Raw genomic sequence first — 14802 nt, 5'->3', positions numbered from 1 at the left:
GCCCGGCGATGTTTACCGAACAGCCGGATATTGTCTGGGGGCTGATTGCCGCGCTGTTAATCGGCAACGTCATGCTGCTGATTATGAATATCCCGATGATCAATCTCTTCGCGCGCATGCTGACCATCCCTTTGTGGTTCCTGGTTCCCACCATTGCCGCGATTTCAGCGGTCGGCGCCTATGCGGTGCACAGCACCACCTTTGACCTGATGTTAATGGTCGCACTGGGCATCTTCGGCTATATCTTGCGCAAAATGGATTTTCCGATGTCGCCGCTGATCCTCGGCTTTGTGCTTGGGGAGATGCTGGAGCAAAATTTACGTCGCGCGCTGTCAATCAGTAACGGTAACCTGCCGATTCTGTGGGAAAGTCTGATCAGTAAAGTACTGTTAATTCTGGCGGTGGCGATTTTGCTGCTGCCTCCCCTCTGGAAACGCTGGCGGCTTAAGCGTGCCGCACTGGCCACCGGCTAATCCTGTTGCTTCTTCCCCCGCCGTGTGGGGGAAGGAGTTAATTGACTTCACCACTACCGATTCCCCGGCGGGATTGTTATCATAGCGGATTACCTGTTTCTGTTCCGGCGCGCCCCGGATGTTGACCTGTTTTTGGAAAGGATTACGCCATGCAACCTCTCAGTGGCCCAGGTGCGCCGCTTTCCGGCGATCGCGCAGCGATAACCACGCCGCCAGGTCAGCAACGTCCGGCGGGTGCCGGCGATCAACCGCTCTCTCCTGCCCAGCGCACCACGCTGGAACGCCTGATCGTGCGCATTATGTCGCTCAGTACGCTTAAATCTGTCGAGCTGTGGGCCGGATTGCGTCATGAGGTCGGTGTAAAAAGCGATGCCGAGCTACGCTCACAGCATTTCCCGGCGGCGGAACAGTTTCTGAATACCCGTCTGGCACAGGTTCAAAACAGTCACGCGACGCGTCAGCTGTTGCAACAACTGACCGATCTGCTGCCGCAGGGTAACAATCGTCAGGCGGTGAGTGATTTTATTCGCCAGCAATTTGGTCATACGGTATTAAGTTCACTGACGCAGGATCAGCTGCGTCAGGTACTGACCATGCTGCAAAACGGCCAGCTGGCGATTCCGCAGCCGCAGCGCAGCATGACCACCGATCGCACCCTGTTACCTGCCGAGCATCATACGCTTAACCAGCAGATCGGCCGACTGGCAGCGGCGACCGATGAACAGCCGGTAAAAATCTGGGCATCGGTGCTGAAACTGGTCAATCTGAAAAGCGGCGACCCGATTCCGTCACGCCACTTCCCGCTGCTGACGCAGTATTTGCAGGTGCGTCAGACCTTAAGCCAGCACAGCGCGCCAACCCTGGCGATGCTGATCGCCGCGCTTAAGCAGCCGCCGGACCGCGACGAGCAACAGATGCTGGAAATCTACAGCCAGCAGCGCTTCCAGGCGACGCCGCTGTCGGTGCTGACCGCCGCCCAGACTCAGGATCTGCTTAACCTGCTGTTTGCGCGTCGCGCAGAGAAACTGGCGGAACAGCCGCTGGCCGACAGCGAGATCAATCCCAGGCCACTGTATCATTCACAGACCGCATCCTTACCTTCCGTGCTGCAACCGCTGGCTAATCGCCCGGCATTTACCGCGTTTGCCGTGGTGATCTTGCTGGTCGTGCTGCTGTGGATTCTGCTCTGATTGATCGCCGCAATCGGGCAATCTGGCTGTTGAGCGCCAGTTGCCCGGCAGATTAGTCATACTTTTCTTTCGTCAACTGACAAACCACGGCAACAATAGCAATATAAATAACAAGAGTGGCACTGATATATATCAACCGTTCTGACCAGGTTTCAAAATGAAATAACCAATAAAAGCAGAGGAATACCGTAATCATTCCTAATAAATGACTTAAAAAATCCAGTAACCAGCAGAAAAAATGCCATAGTAATTTTTTAACCTTCCAGATTGGTAATTTCATTATCAATCATTTCCATAAGTTGATTAAAGTTTTCCTCACTTTGGGTATATCTTATTTTTATCGCCTCGATAAAGGGCTGAATTAAGGTTCGATTAAAAAGAAAAGCAGATCGAGATCGCCACTATGTCTCAATGCTCTGTAAATTGGAGGCGCTGCTTTACGCAGATAAAGCGATCGGTAAATAGAGCGCTCGGCGATGCCACCGACAAGCAACAGTGCAGGGGCCACTGTTTTGGTGACATTGATCCATAGACCATTGCTTTGCACTATAAAATTCGCCACCATTTGAGCTAAAAAAGCCGAGGTTCCAAAGCGTCCCTCTGCGGAACCCAAGGTTCCACCATAGAGTCGTTTCTGCATTGATAATGACATAACCTCTTCTAACATATTCAGAATAATCGCCACCGCTTTGATCAACTTTTCCCGGTGCAATATTCCTCTTTTTACAGCAAACGCTAAGCGAATTTTTTCATCCTGTCGTATACCTCTGGTCTCAGTATCAATAAACCCATAAGCCAGATAGCTTAGATCCACAGGCACTGAGACCATTCCTTGCGTTACGCCGACCATCGTTTCAGGCGAAACCATGATTCTGGCAATCCGTCTTGCAATATCAGTATAGGTATCCATCTGGCATCCTTATCATGATTAATTAGCCAATCCGTTGCTTATATAACGTCCCTTTTCTTTAAATGACAAACTAAAAAAAATAATAAATACGCTTAACTGTTATTGATTTAATTAACAGCCGCAGCCGGGCAGCGTCGCCGCCAATGGCCAGCTGCCCGGCTCGTCACCCTCAGCCAGGGGATGATTATCGCGCCGCCAGAAATCCAGCCCGCCAATTAACTCTTTCACCCGAAATCCATGGCTTGCCAGCTTCCACGCGCCTTTAGTTGAGCCATTACAGCCGATGCCATCGCAATAGGTTACATACACTTTGCTGCGATCGAGCGACGCAGTGCTCTCCGCCGTCATGGTGCGGTGGGGAAAACTGACGGCACCGCAGATGTGACCGGCGCGATACGCCTCTGGCGAGCGGGTATCAATCACCACAATCTCGCTAACGCCGCGCGACAGATCCTCCGCCACATCCCAGGCATCAGCATAATATGCCAGTTTTTTGCGCAGCCATTCGGCGCTCTCAGCCGCGTCGGGCGGGGGGAAGGCCAGTACTGATGAGGTGTGCATCATTATCTCCTGCTGATTATTTCACTCGATAATACGCCAAATCGGCCTTACACTTGATACCCATTTCAGGCCATTAATAAGACCGATTTATGGCAATTATCACTGCGCCGCTGCTGGCGTTACTGGCTTCGCAGCAGACGGGTACGCGCCGCGAGCGCTTAAGCGCCTCGTTGCGGCAGGCAATTGCCCAGGGTACCCTGCAAAAAGGCCAGCGTTTACCCTCTTCACGCCTGATGGCGCAGGATCTTGGCCTGTCGCGAGTGACGGTAGAAGCCGCTTATAGCCAGCTGGAAAGTGAGGGCTATCTGCTACGTAAAGTCGGTCAGGGAACCTTTGTCGCCATCGCGATGTTCACTGACGCAAAGCCGGTGGCAGCGACGCCCGGCATACTGGCGCTGTCGCAACGTGGGCAGCAGATTGTCGCCACCGGCGGCTGTCAGGATCCGCCTTTCCCGTATGCTTTCGCCGCCGGTTCGCCAGAATTACGCGCTTTCCCGCATGCGCTCTGGCGTCGCATTACTGCCAGCCAGCAGCGCCAGCACGGCGAAAAGCTGATGCGCTATGGCGATCCTCAGGGCTATCTGCCGTTACGCCAGGCGGTGGCGCGCTATCTGGCGCAGTCACGTGGGGTGCGCTGTGATGCCGGACAGGTGATGATTCTTAGCAGTTCACAGCAGGCGTTGCAGATGATCGCGTTGCTGCTGCTGGACGCGGGGGATTCGGTCTGGCTGGAAGATCCCTGCTACCCCGGCGCGCGCAATGCGTTTATTACCGCTGGCGCACAGCTCTCTCCCCTGTCTCTCGACCATCAGGGCGCACAGCTGACGGCAGGCACGCCGAGGCTGGTGTATCTCACGCCGTCACATCAGTATCCCACCGGCGTCACCATGAGTCTGGAGCGCCGCCTGCAATGGCTGAACTTTGCCACCACCCGGCAGAGCTGGTTAATTGAGGATGATTACGACAGCGAATTTTACTATGGCGGCATGCCGATGCCCGCGATGCAGGGTCTGGATAACGCCGGGCGGGTGATCTATCTCGGCACCTTTTCCAAAGTGCTGTTTCCCTCATTGCGTCTGGCTTATATGGTGGTGCCGCCAGCGCTGGTTGAGCCGCTACGCCGCTTACGCAGCGTTATCGATGGCCACAGCGCGCAGCTGCCACAGGCAATCACCGCCGACTTTATTGATAACGGCCATTTTGCCGCGCACTTACGCCTGATGCGTCAGTTATATCACAGCCGTCGTGACCTGTTACTTGAACAACTGACGCTGAAACTGAGCGACCGTTTTTTACCGCTGGATAACCATGGCGGCCTGCAACTGGCGGTCAGACTGAACCGCGGGGATGCGCAGCAACTGAGTGCTCAGGCCGCCGCGCGAGGATTACTGTTGCCAACACTGGCACCGCTGTGCATCAGGCAAAGCGCGCCGCAACAAGGCTGGATTCTCGGATTCTCCGCGCTGGAGCGCACGGAGATTATTCAGGCGGTTGATAAGCTGGCGCAGCTCGATTACTGAGCGCGGGCAAACAGCAGCGTAACCAGAATACCGGTTGCGGCAGCGGCAGCACCGGCAATAAATACCGCACCATAACCGGCGGAGGTCGCCAGCATGCCGGCCAACGGGCCGCTGATGCCGTAAGCAATATCCTGAAACGCCGAATAGCCCCCCAGCGCGGTACCGCGAACCTGTGGTTGCACCCGTTTAATCACTTCAACTCCTAACGCCGGGAAGACCAGTGAACAGCCGCAGCCGGTCAGTGCCGCACCCGCCAGCGCCAGCCAGCCATTCGGTGCCAGGCCCAGCAGCAGCAGGCCGCAAACCTCGATGGCCAGCGAAACCAGCGCCACCCGGATACCGCCAAAACGATCCGGCATTCCGCCAAACAACACGCGCATCAGCACAAAGGCAAGGCCAAACGCCGTCAGGGCAAAACCGCCATTGCCCCAGCTTTGCGCGGCAAACCAGAGCGAGACAAAAGTACCGATCACGGCGAAGCCGACGCCCTGCAACGCCAGACCTAAACCCGGCTGCCAAATCTGCCCGACCACGCGCCACAGCGAGGGGCGCTCGCCCGCATGGGTCGCTACCGGCCGCACCCAGACGTTAAACAGCAAAGCAAACAGCGGCAGCAGCAGGGTGGTCACGCCAAGCGCGACAAAGCCCCAGTGAGCATGCAGCAGCAAACCCAGCGGTGCGCCCGCTGCCAGCGCGCCATAAATCGCCATGCCGTTCCATGACATCACCTGCCCGGAACACTTCGGCCCCACCAGCCCCATGCCCCAGGTGAGATTGCCAGTCAGCAGCTGGCTTTCGCCAAAACCAAGAATCAAACGGCCGATCACCAACAGACCAAATTTCACCATCACATCCACCGGCAATAATGCCGCCAGCAGATAGGCCAGTCCGGCCAGCGAACAGGCCAGCATTCCCTGGATGGTCGAGCGCCGGCCACCTTGCTGATCGGCAAGACGCCCGGCATAGCCCCGCGTCAGCACGGTCGCAAGAAACTGAATGCCGACCGCGATACCGACCATCACATTGTTCAGACCCAGTTCATGATGGACATACAGCGGGATCACCGGCAGCGGCAAACCAACGGTCAGATAGGTTAAGAACACGGCAAAGACCATGCTGACCAGCGAAGGTGTGGGGCTGGCCTGAGGCTCAACGGCGGCAGAACTGGACATCTCGATCGCTTCCTTTTCGCAGTATCACGGCAATGATAATGGAATTAATATTTCATATTTAATCATTCTGGCAATTTTATCCCGTACTGTAAAGCCACATCCATCGATTACGGCTGTGCCAGCTCATTGCGGCGACTGGCAAACAGCGCAATCAGATGATCGGCTACCGCCCTGACCCGCCTCGAATGAGAGAGATCGGAGTGGATCGCCAGCCAGAGCGGCTGGTCCGCACCCGGCTCCGCCCGCAGGCAGATAAGTCCGGCCTGTCGGGCGATAAAGTGCGGCACCATTGCCAGCCCGACGCCGGCAGTGGCGGCAGCAATCTGTGCGGATAAGGTGGTGGTTTCCAACTGACAACGGCGTCCACGCAGCATGCTGGTAAGGCATCTGGCCGCGGGCAAATGGCTGTGTGACTCTGCCCAGCCAATAAAGCGGTCATGATCAAAGCTGCCTGCTTCCGGACCGTTGATACGGGCGTCAAGGTAACTGGCGGAACCATACAGCCCAAAACCCAGGGTGCCGAGCCGCTTAATCGTCACGTTACCCGCTTCAGGTTTGACCATTCTGACGGCAAGATCGGCATCACGTCGGTGCAAGTTTACCGTCTGCACGCCGCTGACAATTTCCACCTGCAACTCAGGATGACAGGCAAAAAGTTGTGGTAGCGAAGGAATGATCAACGGATTCGCCAGATTCTCGGCGGTAGCCAGCCGCACACAGCCCGCCACGCGCCCCTGATGCCGTGCCGCTTCACCGAACAGATGCCCGGCATGCTCCAGCGCTTCGGCACGTTCCAGCAGTACCTCGCCGTCATCCGTCAGTCGATAGCCCTGCTGGTGACGACTGAATAACGGCATACCCAGCACCGCTTCCAGCCGATCCAGCCGCCGGGAAACAGTGGCAATCCCCATTTCCAGCGCGATGGCTGCGCCACTTAACGTGCCACTGCGGGCGATCGCCAGAAAGATTCGGGCGTCATCCCAGATTAATGCTGTGTTCATATGATTTCCATTATCGGAAAACCACCTTCCGATTACGTCAATATTAAAGCCAATTAAGGAAAATTATACTGCATCCACTTTATCAGCAGCAATGCGATGCAAACCGTGAAAGGAATTAAATTATGAGCGATATTGATCATCAACCGCTGGCGCAACCTTCAGCAGGCAACGCCGCGTTACCGTGGAAAAACTGGCTGGCGGTTGGGGTATTAGGAATCAGCAGCTTTTCCATCGTCACCACTGAACTGGCTCCTGTCGGCCTGCTTTCGCCGTTAGCGGATGATTTTGGCCTGACTACCGGCAAAGCCGGATTGATCGTCACCGCCTATGCATGGATTGCCGCCATCGCCGCACTGCTGTCAGCCACCCTTCTCAGCCGCGTGCCGCGCAAACCGCTGCTGATCGGTTTAATGACTCTACTGGCGCTTTCCAGTTTTGTTGCCGCCGGAGCAGCGCAATTCTCCACGCTGCTGATAGCCCGTATGGCTGGTGCGCTGGCGCATGGCGCATTCTGGGCGATGATCGGTACGGTGGGCGCGCAGCTGGTTCCGGCCAACCGAATCGGTCTGGCAACCTCGATTATTTTTGGTGGCGTCTCGGCCGCCAGCGTGGCTGGCGTGCCGCTGGCCAATTTGCTGGCGCAATCTGATGGCTGGAGAACCGCCTTTATCGCCGTTTCGGCACTGTCACTGATTGCCGCCGGTGCCATGCTGCTGACGCTACCACGGCTGCCGCGTTCGGTCAGCCCTGGCTGGCGTGAGCTTTCAGCTATTGTCCGTAACCGCTCGTTTCTGCTGATCTATGCGACGACTGCCTGCGCGATTACTGCCCATTTTGCCGCCTTTACGTATATCGAACCGCTGTTGTCGAAAGCATTGCATATTCGTCCTGGGCTGGTCAGCTCACTGCTGCTGGTATTTGGCGTCGCGGGGATACTGGGTAATGTGATTTCTGGCAAACTGATCGACCGCCAGCTTAAACCGCTGGTGCTGGTGGCGCTGATGTTGATGGCTGCTGCTGTTCTGGCAATCGGATTACTGCCGGACAACGGTTCAGCGCTCAGTGCGTCGGCACTGCTGCTGGGATGGGGAATCGGCGTGGCGATTGTTTTTGTCGGTTTTCAGAGCTGGATATTGCGCCTGGCGGGCGAAGCGGCGATGCCGGCTTCCGCGATTTATGTGGCCATCTTTAATGCGGCGATAGGTGCGGGAGCGCTGGTCGGTGGCGCGATTTTATCAGTGTCCAGTCTGAGTGGCCTGATGATGATAGTGTCCGCTGCGCTGATTGTCAGCCTGCTGGCGGTCATAGTGATTAAGGCTCCGCAGCAATAATAAAGGGAGCCATTTTCGGCTCCCTTATTGATGGCCGGGCGGCGAGAACGCCGCCCCAACACGATCATTACTGATATTTACGCATAACCAGGGTGGCGTTGGTGCCACCGAAGCCGAAGCTGTTGGACATCACCGTCGTCAGCTGCTGCTCGGTCGGTTTGGTCACGATATTCAGACCTTCAGCCGCCGGATCCAGCTCATCAATGTTGATGCTTGGCGCGATAAAGCCATTTTCCAGCATCAGCAGTGAGTAGATTGCTTCCTGAACGCCTGCCGCACCCAGAGAGTGGCCGGTCATCGCTTTGGTAGCTGACATTGCTGGCGCTTTATCACCAAATACCGCGCGGATTGCACCCAGTTCTTTCACATCGCCTACCGGAGTGGAAGTACCGTGGGTGTTCAGGTAATCAACCGGAGTATCGACACCTTCCATCGCCATACGCATGCAGCGCGCTGCACCTTCACCTGATGGCGCCACCATATCAGCACCGTCAGAAGTCGCGCCGTAACCAACGATTTCAGCATAGATATGCGCACCACGTGCCAGCGCATGCTCCAGCTCTTCAACGACCACCATACCGCCGCCGCCAGCGATAACAAAGCCGTCACGGCCCGCATCATAGGTACGTGAGGCTTTTTCTGGTGCGTCGTTATTTTTGGTAGAGAGCGCGCCCATGGCGTCGAACTCGCAGGACATTTCCCAGCACAGCTCTTCGCCGCCGCCAGCAAACACGATATCCTGTTTGCCCAGCTGGATCTGCTCAACCGCGTTACCAATACAGTGTGCAGAAGTCGCACAGGCGGAGCTGATGGAGTAGTTCACACCGTGGATTTTAAACGGTGTTGCCAGGCAAGCAGAGACGCCGGATGCCATAGCTTTGGTGACCATATAAGGGCCAACGCCGCGCAGACCTTTCGCACGCATACCATCAACGCTGGCTGCCTGGTAGTAAGGGGAACCGCCGCCGGAACCGGCAACCAGACCCACACGTGGGTTATTCTGGTACTGCTCTACGGTCAGACCGGAATCTTTTACCGCTTCCAGCATGGAGATATAAGCGTAGACCGATGCATCACTCATAAAGCGCAGCACTTTGCGATCGATGAGGCTGGAGATTTCGTCTTTAGACAGCTTAACGTTACCCCAGACGTGACTACGCATGCCGGAATCTTTCAGCTCTTGCGAGAAGGTAATGCCCGAACGGCCCTCACGCAGAGAAGCCAGAACTTCCTCCTGGTTATTACCAATGCTAGAAACGATCCCTAAGCCAGTAATCACTGCACGTTTCATTCAAATACCTCTTCCACTTCAAATTAGGATACGACGAGCACTCTAGCTTACACTTGTACGCCGAACAAGTCCGATCAGCTTTTAACTTTTGTAAATTTGCGTCATGTGAGCGACATCGCTAGAATCGCGCCACTGCCTGATTAACGAGCCATTGTCGTGAAATTATCCCCGGTTGAACATGCCGAATTGTCCTGGAATGAACAGGGTACACCTGTGTCGCGAACCTTTGGCGACGTCTATTTTTCCAATCAGAACGGGCTGGAAGAGACGCGCTACGTGTTTCTCGCGGGCAATAATTTACCGGCGCGTTTTAGTGATCACCCGCGTGAATTATTTATTACCGCCGAAACCGGCTTCGGTACCGGGCTTAATTTTTTGACGCTGTGGCAGGCTTTTGATGGTTTTCGTCGCGCGCATCCTGCGGCGACCTTACAGCGCCTGCACTTTATCAGCGTGGAAAAATTCCCACTAAAAGTCGCGGATTTAGCCGAGGCGCATGCCCACTGGCCGCAACTGGCTCCGTGGGCCGAACAGCTGCGCGCCCAATGGCCGCAGGCGCTGCCGGGCTGCCATCGCCTGCTGCTCGACGGCGGACGTATCACCCTCGATCTGTGGTTCGGTGATATTAACCAACTTATTGATAATTTTGATGACAGTCTCAACCGTCAGGTGGATGCGTGGTTTCTCGACGGTTTTGCTCCGTCGAAAAACCCGGAGATGTGGACGCCCGAGCTGTTCGACGCCATGGCACGACTGGCGCGTCCGGGCGGCAGTTTTGCCACCTTTACCGCCGCCGGATTTGTCCGTCGCGGCCTGCTGGAGGCGGGATTTGCCGCTACGCGGCGCAAAGGATTTGGTCCGAAACGCGAAATGCTGGTCGGCACGCTCAACGACTCTGCCGATATCGCTGCCCGTACACCGTGGTATTCCCGCCCTGCCGCACAAGGTGAGGATATCGCCATTATTGGTGGCGGCGTCGCCAGTGCGCTGCTGGCACTGGCGCTGTTGCGCCGTAAGAAGCGCGTGACCCTCTACTGTGCCGATGACGCGCCAGCACTGGGCGCATCCGGTAATCGTCAGGGAGCGCTCTATCCGTTACTCAATCATCATGATGAAGCGCTGAAACAGTTTTTTCCGGCGGCGTTTACCTTTGCCCGCCGTCTGTACGACCAACTGCCGCAGACCTTTGAGCACCACTGGTGCGGCGTGACTCAGCTCGGCTGGGATGAAAAAAGTCAGGAAAAAATTGCGCAGATGGGCGAAATGGGATTACCGCCTGAACTGGCGCAGATTGTCGATGCCCAACAGGTTGCCGCGCTGGCAGACGTGCAGACCGGCTGTGGCGGCATCACCTACCCGCTCGGCGGCTGGTTATCGCCAGCCGAACTGACGGCAACGGTATTGGATCTCGCCAGCCAGCAAGGTTTGCGCATTCACTGGCTGCACCGGCTGGAACAACTCGATGCGCTTTCGCCAGGCTGGCAGCTGAGCTTTGCCGGTGGACAACGCGTGACGCATCAAAATGTGGTGCTGGCCACCGGCCACGGGCTGGCATCGCTGCCACAGAGCAGCAAATTGCCGGTATATGCGGTGGCCGGACAGGTCAGCCATGTGCCTTCACGCGGCGGCCTTAGCGCGTTAAAACAGGTGCTTTGCTATGACGGGTATCTGACACCGCGCAGCCCACAGTTTGGCACCCACTGTATCGGAGCCAGTTATCGCCGCGGTGAAATCGCTACCGACTACCGCGAAAGCGATCAGCAGGAAAACCGCGCGCGCCTGCTGCGTTGCCTGCCCGCCAGCGACTGGCCTGAAGATGTGGATGTCAGCGCCGGCGAAGCGCGCTGCGGCGTGCGTTGCGCCACCCGCGATCATCTGCCAATGGTTGGCGCACTGCCGGATTATCAGCAGACGCTGATGCAGTATGGCGATCTGCGCGACCGGCTGGCAAACGGCGAAACGGTGCTGCCGTCGCCGCTCTGGCCTCAGCTGTTCGCGCTGGGTGCGCTCGGTTCACGGGGTTTATGCAGTGCGCCGCTGGCGGCAGAGATTCTGGCGGCACAGCTGTGCGACGAGCCGATTCCGCTGGATGCCACCACGCTGGCAGCGCTCAATCCAAATCGTTACTGGGTAAGGAAATTACTGAAGGGAAAAGCGGTGTTGTAACGCCGGATGTCAGGGGCGAAGTGATTCGCCCCGCAGCATTATGCTGACTGACGCGCCTGCAGGTACAGGTTGTCCCACATACCGATCACCAGCGCCTGATCGCGCGGCGAAAGCTCACCGGCATCAATGGCGTTATGCAGGCTTCTTTGCACCTGAATCTGCAAGGCTTCCGGCGTATGTTCACCGCTCTGATCCAGCTCGGCAACCGCCAGCGTGAGATGACCGCTCAGATAACCGCTGGCAAACAGCTCATCGTCACTGGCGTGCTCGACCATATCGTCAATCAGGGCCAGAATACGCGCTTCAAAATCTGCGATCATGTCAATTCCTCTTCTTCAAAATTCACTCCCCGGCAGATCACAGGTCTTCCGGCCAGGGAAACTGCGCTGCCGTAATCGGGGGCGTTGAGTAATACGAACGAAGTGCTTCAATAAAGCGTGCCGGACGCGCCGGAATGCCATTGTTCAGATAATCAATAACCTGAGCCTGCACCTTGCGCTGAAACGCAATGCGGTCGGGTTCGCAATCTCCGTTGAGATTGTCACAACTTACATTGAACGGAAACCCTGCGGCAACAGAAAACAACCATTCCAGCGCTTGCGGTTTAATTTCAACCGACTCGAACTGGTTTTGCGTGGTTTCGTCGCGGCCATCAGGGCAATACCAGTAGCCGAAATCCACCAGCTTGCGGCGTTCAGCACCGGCGATACACCAGTGCGAGATTTCGTGCAGCGCGCTGGCATAGTAGCCATGCGCAAACACCACCCGATTCCACGGCGACTGATCATCTGCTGGCAGGTAAATCGGCTCGTCGTCGCCTTTGATTAAGCGGGTCTGAAAATCCTGGTTAAAACAGTCGTCAAACAGAGTAATAAGCTGCTGATAATGGTGCGTAGTGGTCATTGGACTTGTCATCAGATAAAAAAACGCGAAATTGTCGCATTATGGTTGCAGAGTTTCGAGCACTATTGCCAGTGAACAGGCTTCAGAACAGCGTTTGAAGCCACGCGCCAATTTGTGTGCCGTAGCTGTCATACAACAGCTTGCTGCTCATCACCGCCGAGACAATCACCACCATCGGGCGGATCAGCGTCTGGCCACGGCTGAGTACCATTCGCGCACCCAGTCGTGCACCGCAGATCGCGCCCAGCAGCATAATCAGCCCGGTGCCCCACACCACTTTGCCTCCAAACATAAAGAACAACAGGCCGCCCATATTGGAGGTGAAGTTCAGGACTTTGGCGTGTGCGGTGGATTTTGCGAGGTTATAGCCACACAGGGTGACAAAGGCCAGCGCATAGAAAGAACCGGCACCCGGGCCGAAAAAGCCGTCGTAAAAACCAACGCAGCCACCGGCGATCAGCGCAAAAGGCAGACCGTGTAAGCGGCGCACGCGATCTTCTTCACCGAGACGCGGCATCAGCAGGAAATAGAGGCCGATGGCGATAATCAGCAGCGGCAGCACCTGACGCAGCAGGCCGGGCTGAATATGCTGAATCAGAATTGCGCCGATCACCGAGCCAATAAATGTCATGGCAATATTGAGCTTCTGCTCGGCGAGATTAACCGCCTTGCGGCGCACAAAGTAGAGGCTGGCAGAGAAAGAGCCGCCCACCGCCTGCAATTTATTGGTGGCCAGCGCCTGCGCCGGTGACATCCCGACGGCCAGCAGAGCCGGAACGGTGAGTAATCCGCCGCCGCCGGCGATGGAGTCGATAAATGCCGCCAGTACCGCAACACAAAACAGCAGCCCGACCAGCATCGGGCTGACAACGAACCAATCCATCTCTGTTCCTAAAGTAAGTGCTTATCCAGTAACGCCTGACATGACGGCGGCAACGGCGGCGGCTCGCGTTTCACTGGCGATCCACTGCCCGGTTTTTTCGGTTCAAACCAGCTGTTCAGCTCGGCACCACAGCCATCACCTGCCGGTGGCGAAGCCTGCTCTTCGCACTCAGTGCTGCCCACCGGACAGCGCAGGCGCACATGCATATGCGCGCGATGACCAAACCACGGGCGCACTTTGCGTAACCAGTCACGATCGGCACCGGCATCGGCACAAAGCTGCTTTTTAATCGCCGGATTGACGAAGATGCGCGTCACTTCCTCATCTTTTGCTGCCAGCTTAATCAGGCTGTCAATCTGCGGCTGCCAGTGACGCGCCACCACATTGCGGCCATCGGCGCTGACCAGATCCAACGGTTGAGGCTTCAGCAGCATTTGCGCCGTCCAGCGCTTTTTCGGCAGTTGTAACCAGATATCGACGTCCAGACCGGACTGATGACTGGCGTGACCGCTACTGAAGCGCCCGCCTGCCGCCATCCCCATATCGCCAATCAGCACTTCTCCGAGCCCCAGATTGCCGACCTGAGTGGTCAGACGCTGAATAAACAGAATCAGGTCGGGATGGCCGAAGTAGCGCCGCTGATCCTGGCGCATCACCTGATAGTTGGCAGCCTCAAGCGGCAGCGGCTGCGCGCCAACAATACAACCATTGGCAAAGGCACCAATCGACTGCGGTTGACCGCTAATCGGCTGATGAATGGATTGCCACGGAGTCGCGGCCAGCAACGGCGTACTGGCCAACAGAGTGCAGAAAGCGAGCAGCAGCTTTTTCATCGCATTACCAACGTGGCACGTTGCTGTTCACGTCGGCGCACTGCGCGCGTTGACGCATCAGGTGATCCATTAACACAATCGCCATCATCGCTTCGGCAATCGGCACCGCGCGGATGCCAACGCACGGATCGTGACGCCCACGGGTAATCATCTCGATCTCGTCACCGTAGCGATTAATCGTCTTGCCCGGCACGGTAATGCTGGAGGTCGGTTTCATTGCCAGATTTGCAATCACCGTCTGACCGCTACTGATGCCGCCGAGAATGCCACCGGCGTGATTGCTCTGAAAACCATCGGCGCGGACCTCGTCACGATGCTGGCTGCCGCGCTGGTTTACCACCGCAAAGCCGTCACCGATTTCCACCCCTTTCACCGCATTAATGCTCATCAGCGCATGCGCCAGATCGGCATCCAGACGGTCAAACACCGGTTCGCCCCAGCCAGCCGGTACGTTTTCTGCCATCACCGTGACTTTGGCACCGATGGAGTCGCCCTCTTTCTTCAGCCCGCGCATCAGTTCATCCAGCGCTTCCAGCTTATCCGGGTCCGGGCAGAAGAACGGGTTTTG

General features: G+C 56.6%; 15 protein-coding genes. 5 read left to right on the top strand and 10 right to left on the bottom strand.

Going from position 1 to position 14802, the window contains the following annotated elements:
• Together NG42_RS23240 and flk are read left to right on the top strand one after the other, a co-directional pair.
• A partial coding sequence (locus NG42_RS23240) for a tripartite tricarboxylate transporter permease (RefSeq protein WP_241488281.1) occupies positions 1-473 on the top strand: 473 nt, incomplete at its 5' end.
• A gap of 149 nt (positions 474-622) precedes the next feature.
• On the top strand, positions 623-1663 hold the full coding sequence (gene flk, locus NG42_RS01910) for a flagella biosynthesis regulator Flk (protein WP_052897206.1): 1041 nt from the start codon (positions 623-625) through the stop codon (positions 1661-1663).
• Positions 1664-2024: 361 nt separating this feature from the next.
• Here the strand turns inward: flk and NG42_RS01900 are convergent, their stop codons facing one another.
• Both NG42_RS01900 and NG42_RS01895 read right to left on the bottom strand, forming a co-directional pair.
• Positions 2025-2573: a hypothetical protein gene (locus tag NG42_RS01900; RefSeq protein WP_053115879.1), complete on the bottom strand. Its 549-nt coding sequence runs from the start codon at positions 2571-2573 to the stop codon at positions 2025-2027.
• 111 nt (positions 2574-2684) lie between these two features.
• Positions 2685-3137 carry a rhodanese-like domain-containing protein gene (locus NG42_RS01895; protein ID WP_052897200.1) on the bottom strand — a complete coding sequence of 151 codons (453 nt, stop codon included), beginning with the start codon at positions 3135-3137 and terminating at the stop codon, positions 2685-2687.
• An 86-nt stretch (positions 3138-3223) separates the two neighbouring features.
• Between NG42_RS01895 and pdxR the strand changes: the two genes are divergently transcribed.
• A complete protein-coding gene (gene pdxR / locus NG42_RS01890) occupies positions 3224-4654 on the top strand; it encodes a MocR-like pyridoxine biosynthesis transcription factor PdxR (protein ID WP_052897197.1) in 1431 nt (476 codons plus the stop codon).
• Here the strand turns inward: pdxR and NG42_RS01885 are convergent.
• Entirely contained in the window at positions 4648-5826 is a 1179-nt protein-coding gene (locus NG42_RS01885; RefSeq protein WP_052897194.1) for an MFS transporter, read from the bottom strand. The two genes, pdxR and NG42_RS01885, sit on opposite strands and share 7 nt — an antisense overlap.
• Positions 5827-5933: 107 nt before the next feature.
• The gene (locus tag NG42_RS01880) at positions 5934-6827 is read right to left on the bottom strand and encodes a LysR family transcriptional regulator (RefSeq protein WP_052897191.1); all 894 of its coding nucleotides are present in this window, start codon (positions 6825-6827) and stop codon (positions 5934-5936) included.
• A gap of 122 nt (positions 6828-6949) precedes the next feature.
• Here NG42_RS01880 and NG42_RS01875 point away from each other — a divergent pair, with 122 nt between their 5' ends.
• Positions 6950-8158: an MFS transporter gene (locus tag NG42_RS01875; protein ID WP_053115954.1), complete on the top strand. Its 1209-nt coding sequence runs from the start codon at positions 6950-6952 to the stop codon at positions 8156-8158.
• 67 nt (positions 8159-8225) lie between these two features.
• Here NG42_RS01875 and fabB read toward each other — a convergent pair whose 3' ends face one another.
• A complete protein-coding gene (gene fabB / locus NG42_RS01870) occupies positions 8226-9449 on the bottom strand; it encodes a beta-ketoacyl-ACP synthase I (protein ID WP_052897188.1) in 1224 nt (407 codons plus the stop codon).
• Positions 9450-9605: 156 nt separating this feature from the next.
• Here fabB and mnmC point away from each other — a divergent pair, with 156 nt between their 5' ends.
• On the top strand, positions 9606-11615 hold the full coding sequence (mnmC, locus tag NG42_RS01865; RefSeq protein ID WP_052897186.1) for a bifunctional tRNA (5-methylaminomethyl-2-thiouridine)(34)-methyltransferase MnmC2/FAD-dependent 5-carboxymethylaminomethyl-2-thiouridine(34) oxidoreductase MnmC1: 2010 nt from the start codon (positions 9606-9608) through the stop codon (positions 11613-11615).
• 38 nt (positions 11616-11653) lie between these two features.
• On the opposite strand, the gene NG42_RS01860 is transcribed toward mnmC, so the two are convergent.
• The 5 genes from NG42_RS01860 to aroC all read right to left on the bottom strand — a co-directional run.
• Positions 11654-11935, bottom strand: a complete 282-nt coding sequence (locus tag NG42_RS01860; protein ID WP_052897183.1) for a YfcL family protein — start codon at positions 11933-11935, stop codon at positions 11654-11656.
• Positions 11936-11972: 37 nt separating this feature from the next.
• Positions 11973-12518, bottom strand: coding sequence for an elongation factor P hydroxylase (locus tag NG42_RS01855; RefSeq protein ID WP_052897180.1), 546 nt, complete (start codon positions 12516-12518; stop codon positions 11973-11975).
• An 82-nt stretch (positions 12519-12600) separates the two neighbouring features.
• On the bottom strand, positions 12601-13401 hold the full coding sequence (locus NG42_RS01850; RefSeq protein WP_052897177.1) for a sulfite exporter TauE/SafE family protein: 801 nt from the start codon (positions 13399-13401) through the stop codon (positions 12601-12603).
• Between the two features lie 8 nt (positions 13402-13409).
• Positions 13410-14234: a penicillin-insensitive murein endopeptidase gene (gene mepA / locus NG42_RS01845; protein ID WP_052897174.1), complete on the bottom strand. Its 825-nt coding sequence runs from the start codon at positions 14232-14234 to the stop codon at positions 13410-13412.
• 4 nt (positions 14235-14238) lie between these two features.
• The coding region (aroC, locus tag NG42_RS23235) for a chorismate synthase (protein ID WP_052897402.1) at positions 14239-14802 on the bottom strand (564 nt) is incomplete at its 5' end.

Origin of the sequence: Winslowiella iniecta, assembly GCF_001267535.1 — a bacterium.
GTDB lineage: Bacteria > Pseudomonadota > Gammaproteobacteria > Enterobacterales > Enterobacteriaceae > Erwinia > Erwinia iniecta.
Note: the sequence above shows the minus strand (reverse complement) of the source record. Positions and strands in the feature narration are given on the sequence as shown.

What these genes read in the sequence shown, in the direction of transcription:
- NG42_RS01875 (WP_053115954.1), top strand. Translation starts at nt 6,950, where the DNA reads ATGAGCGATATTGATCATCAACCGCTGGCGCAACCTTCAGCAGGCAAC.
- NG42_RS01860 (WP_052897183.1), bottom strand. Translation starts at nt 11,935, where the DNA reads ATGATCGCAGATTTTGAAGCGCGTATTCTGGCCCTGATTGACGATATG.
- NG42_RS01895 (WP_052897200.1), bottom strand. Translation starts at nt 3,137, where the DNA reads ATGATGCACACCTCATCAGTACTGGCCTTCCCCCCGCCCGACGCGGCT.
- NG42_RS01900 (WP_053115879.1), bottom strand. Translation starts at nt 2,573, where the DNA reads ATGGATACCTATACTGATATTGCAAGACGGATTGCCAGAATCATGGTT.
- NG42_RS01885 (WP_052897194.1), bottom strand. Translation starts at nt 5,826, where the DNA reads ATGTCCAGTTCTGCCGCCGTTGAGCCTCAGGCCAGCCCCACACCTTCG.
- fabB (WP_052897188.1), bottom strand. Translation starts at nt 9,449, where the DNA reads ATGAAACGTGCAGTGATTACTGGCTTAGGGATCGTTTCTAGCATTGGT.
- NG42_RS01850 (WP_052897177.1), bottom strand. Translation starts at nt 13,401, where the DNA reads ATGGATTGGTTCGTTGTCAGCCCGATGCTGGTCGGGCTGCTGTTTTGT.
- flk (WP_052897206.1), top strand. Translation starts at nt 623, where the DNA reads ATGCAACCTCTCAGTGGCCCAGGTGCGCCGCTTTCCGGCGATCGCGCA.
- pdxR (WP_052897197.1), top strand. Translation starts at nt 3,224, where the DNA reads ATGGCAATTATCACTGCGCCGCTGCTGGCGTTACTGGCTTCGCAGCAG.
- mepA (WP_052897174.1), bottom strand. Translation starts at nt 14,234, where the DNA reads ATGAAAAAGCTGCTGCTCGCTTTCTGCACTCTGTTGGCCAGTACGCCG.
- NG42_RS01855 (WP_052897180.1), bottom strand. Translation starts at nt 12,518, where the DNA reads ATGACCACTACGCACCATTATCAGCAGCTTATTACTCTGTTTGACGAC.
- NG42_RS01880 (WP_052897191.1), bottom strand. Translation starts at nt 6,827, where the DNA reads ATGAACACAGCATTAATCTGGGATGACGCCCGAATCTTTCTGGCGATC.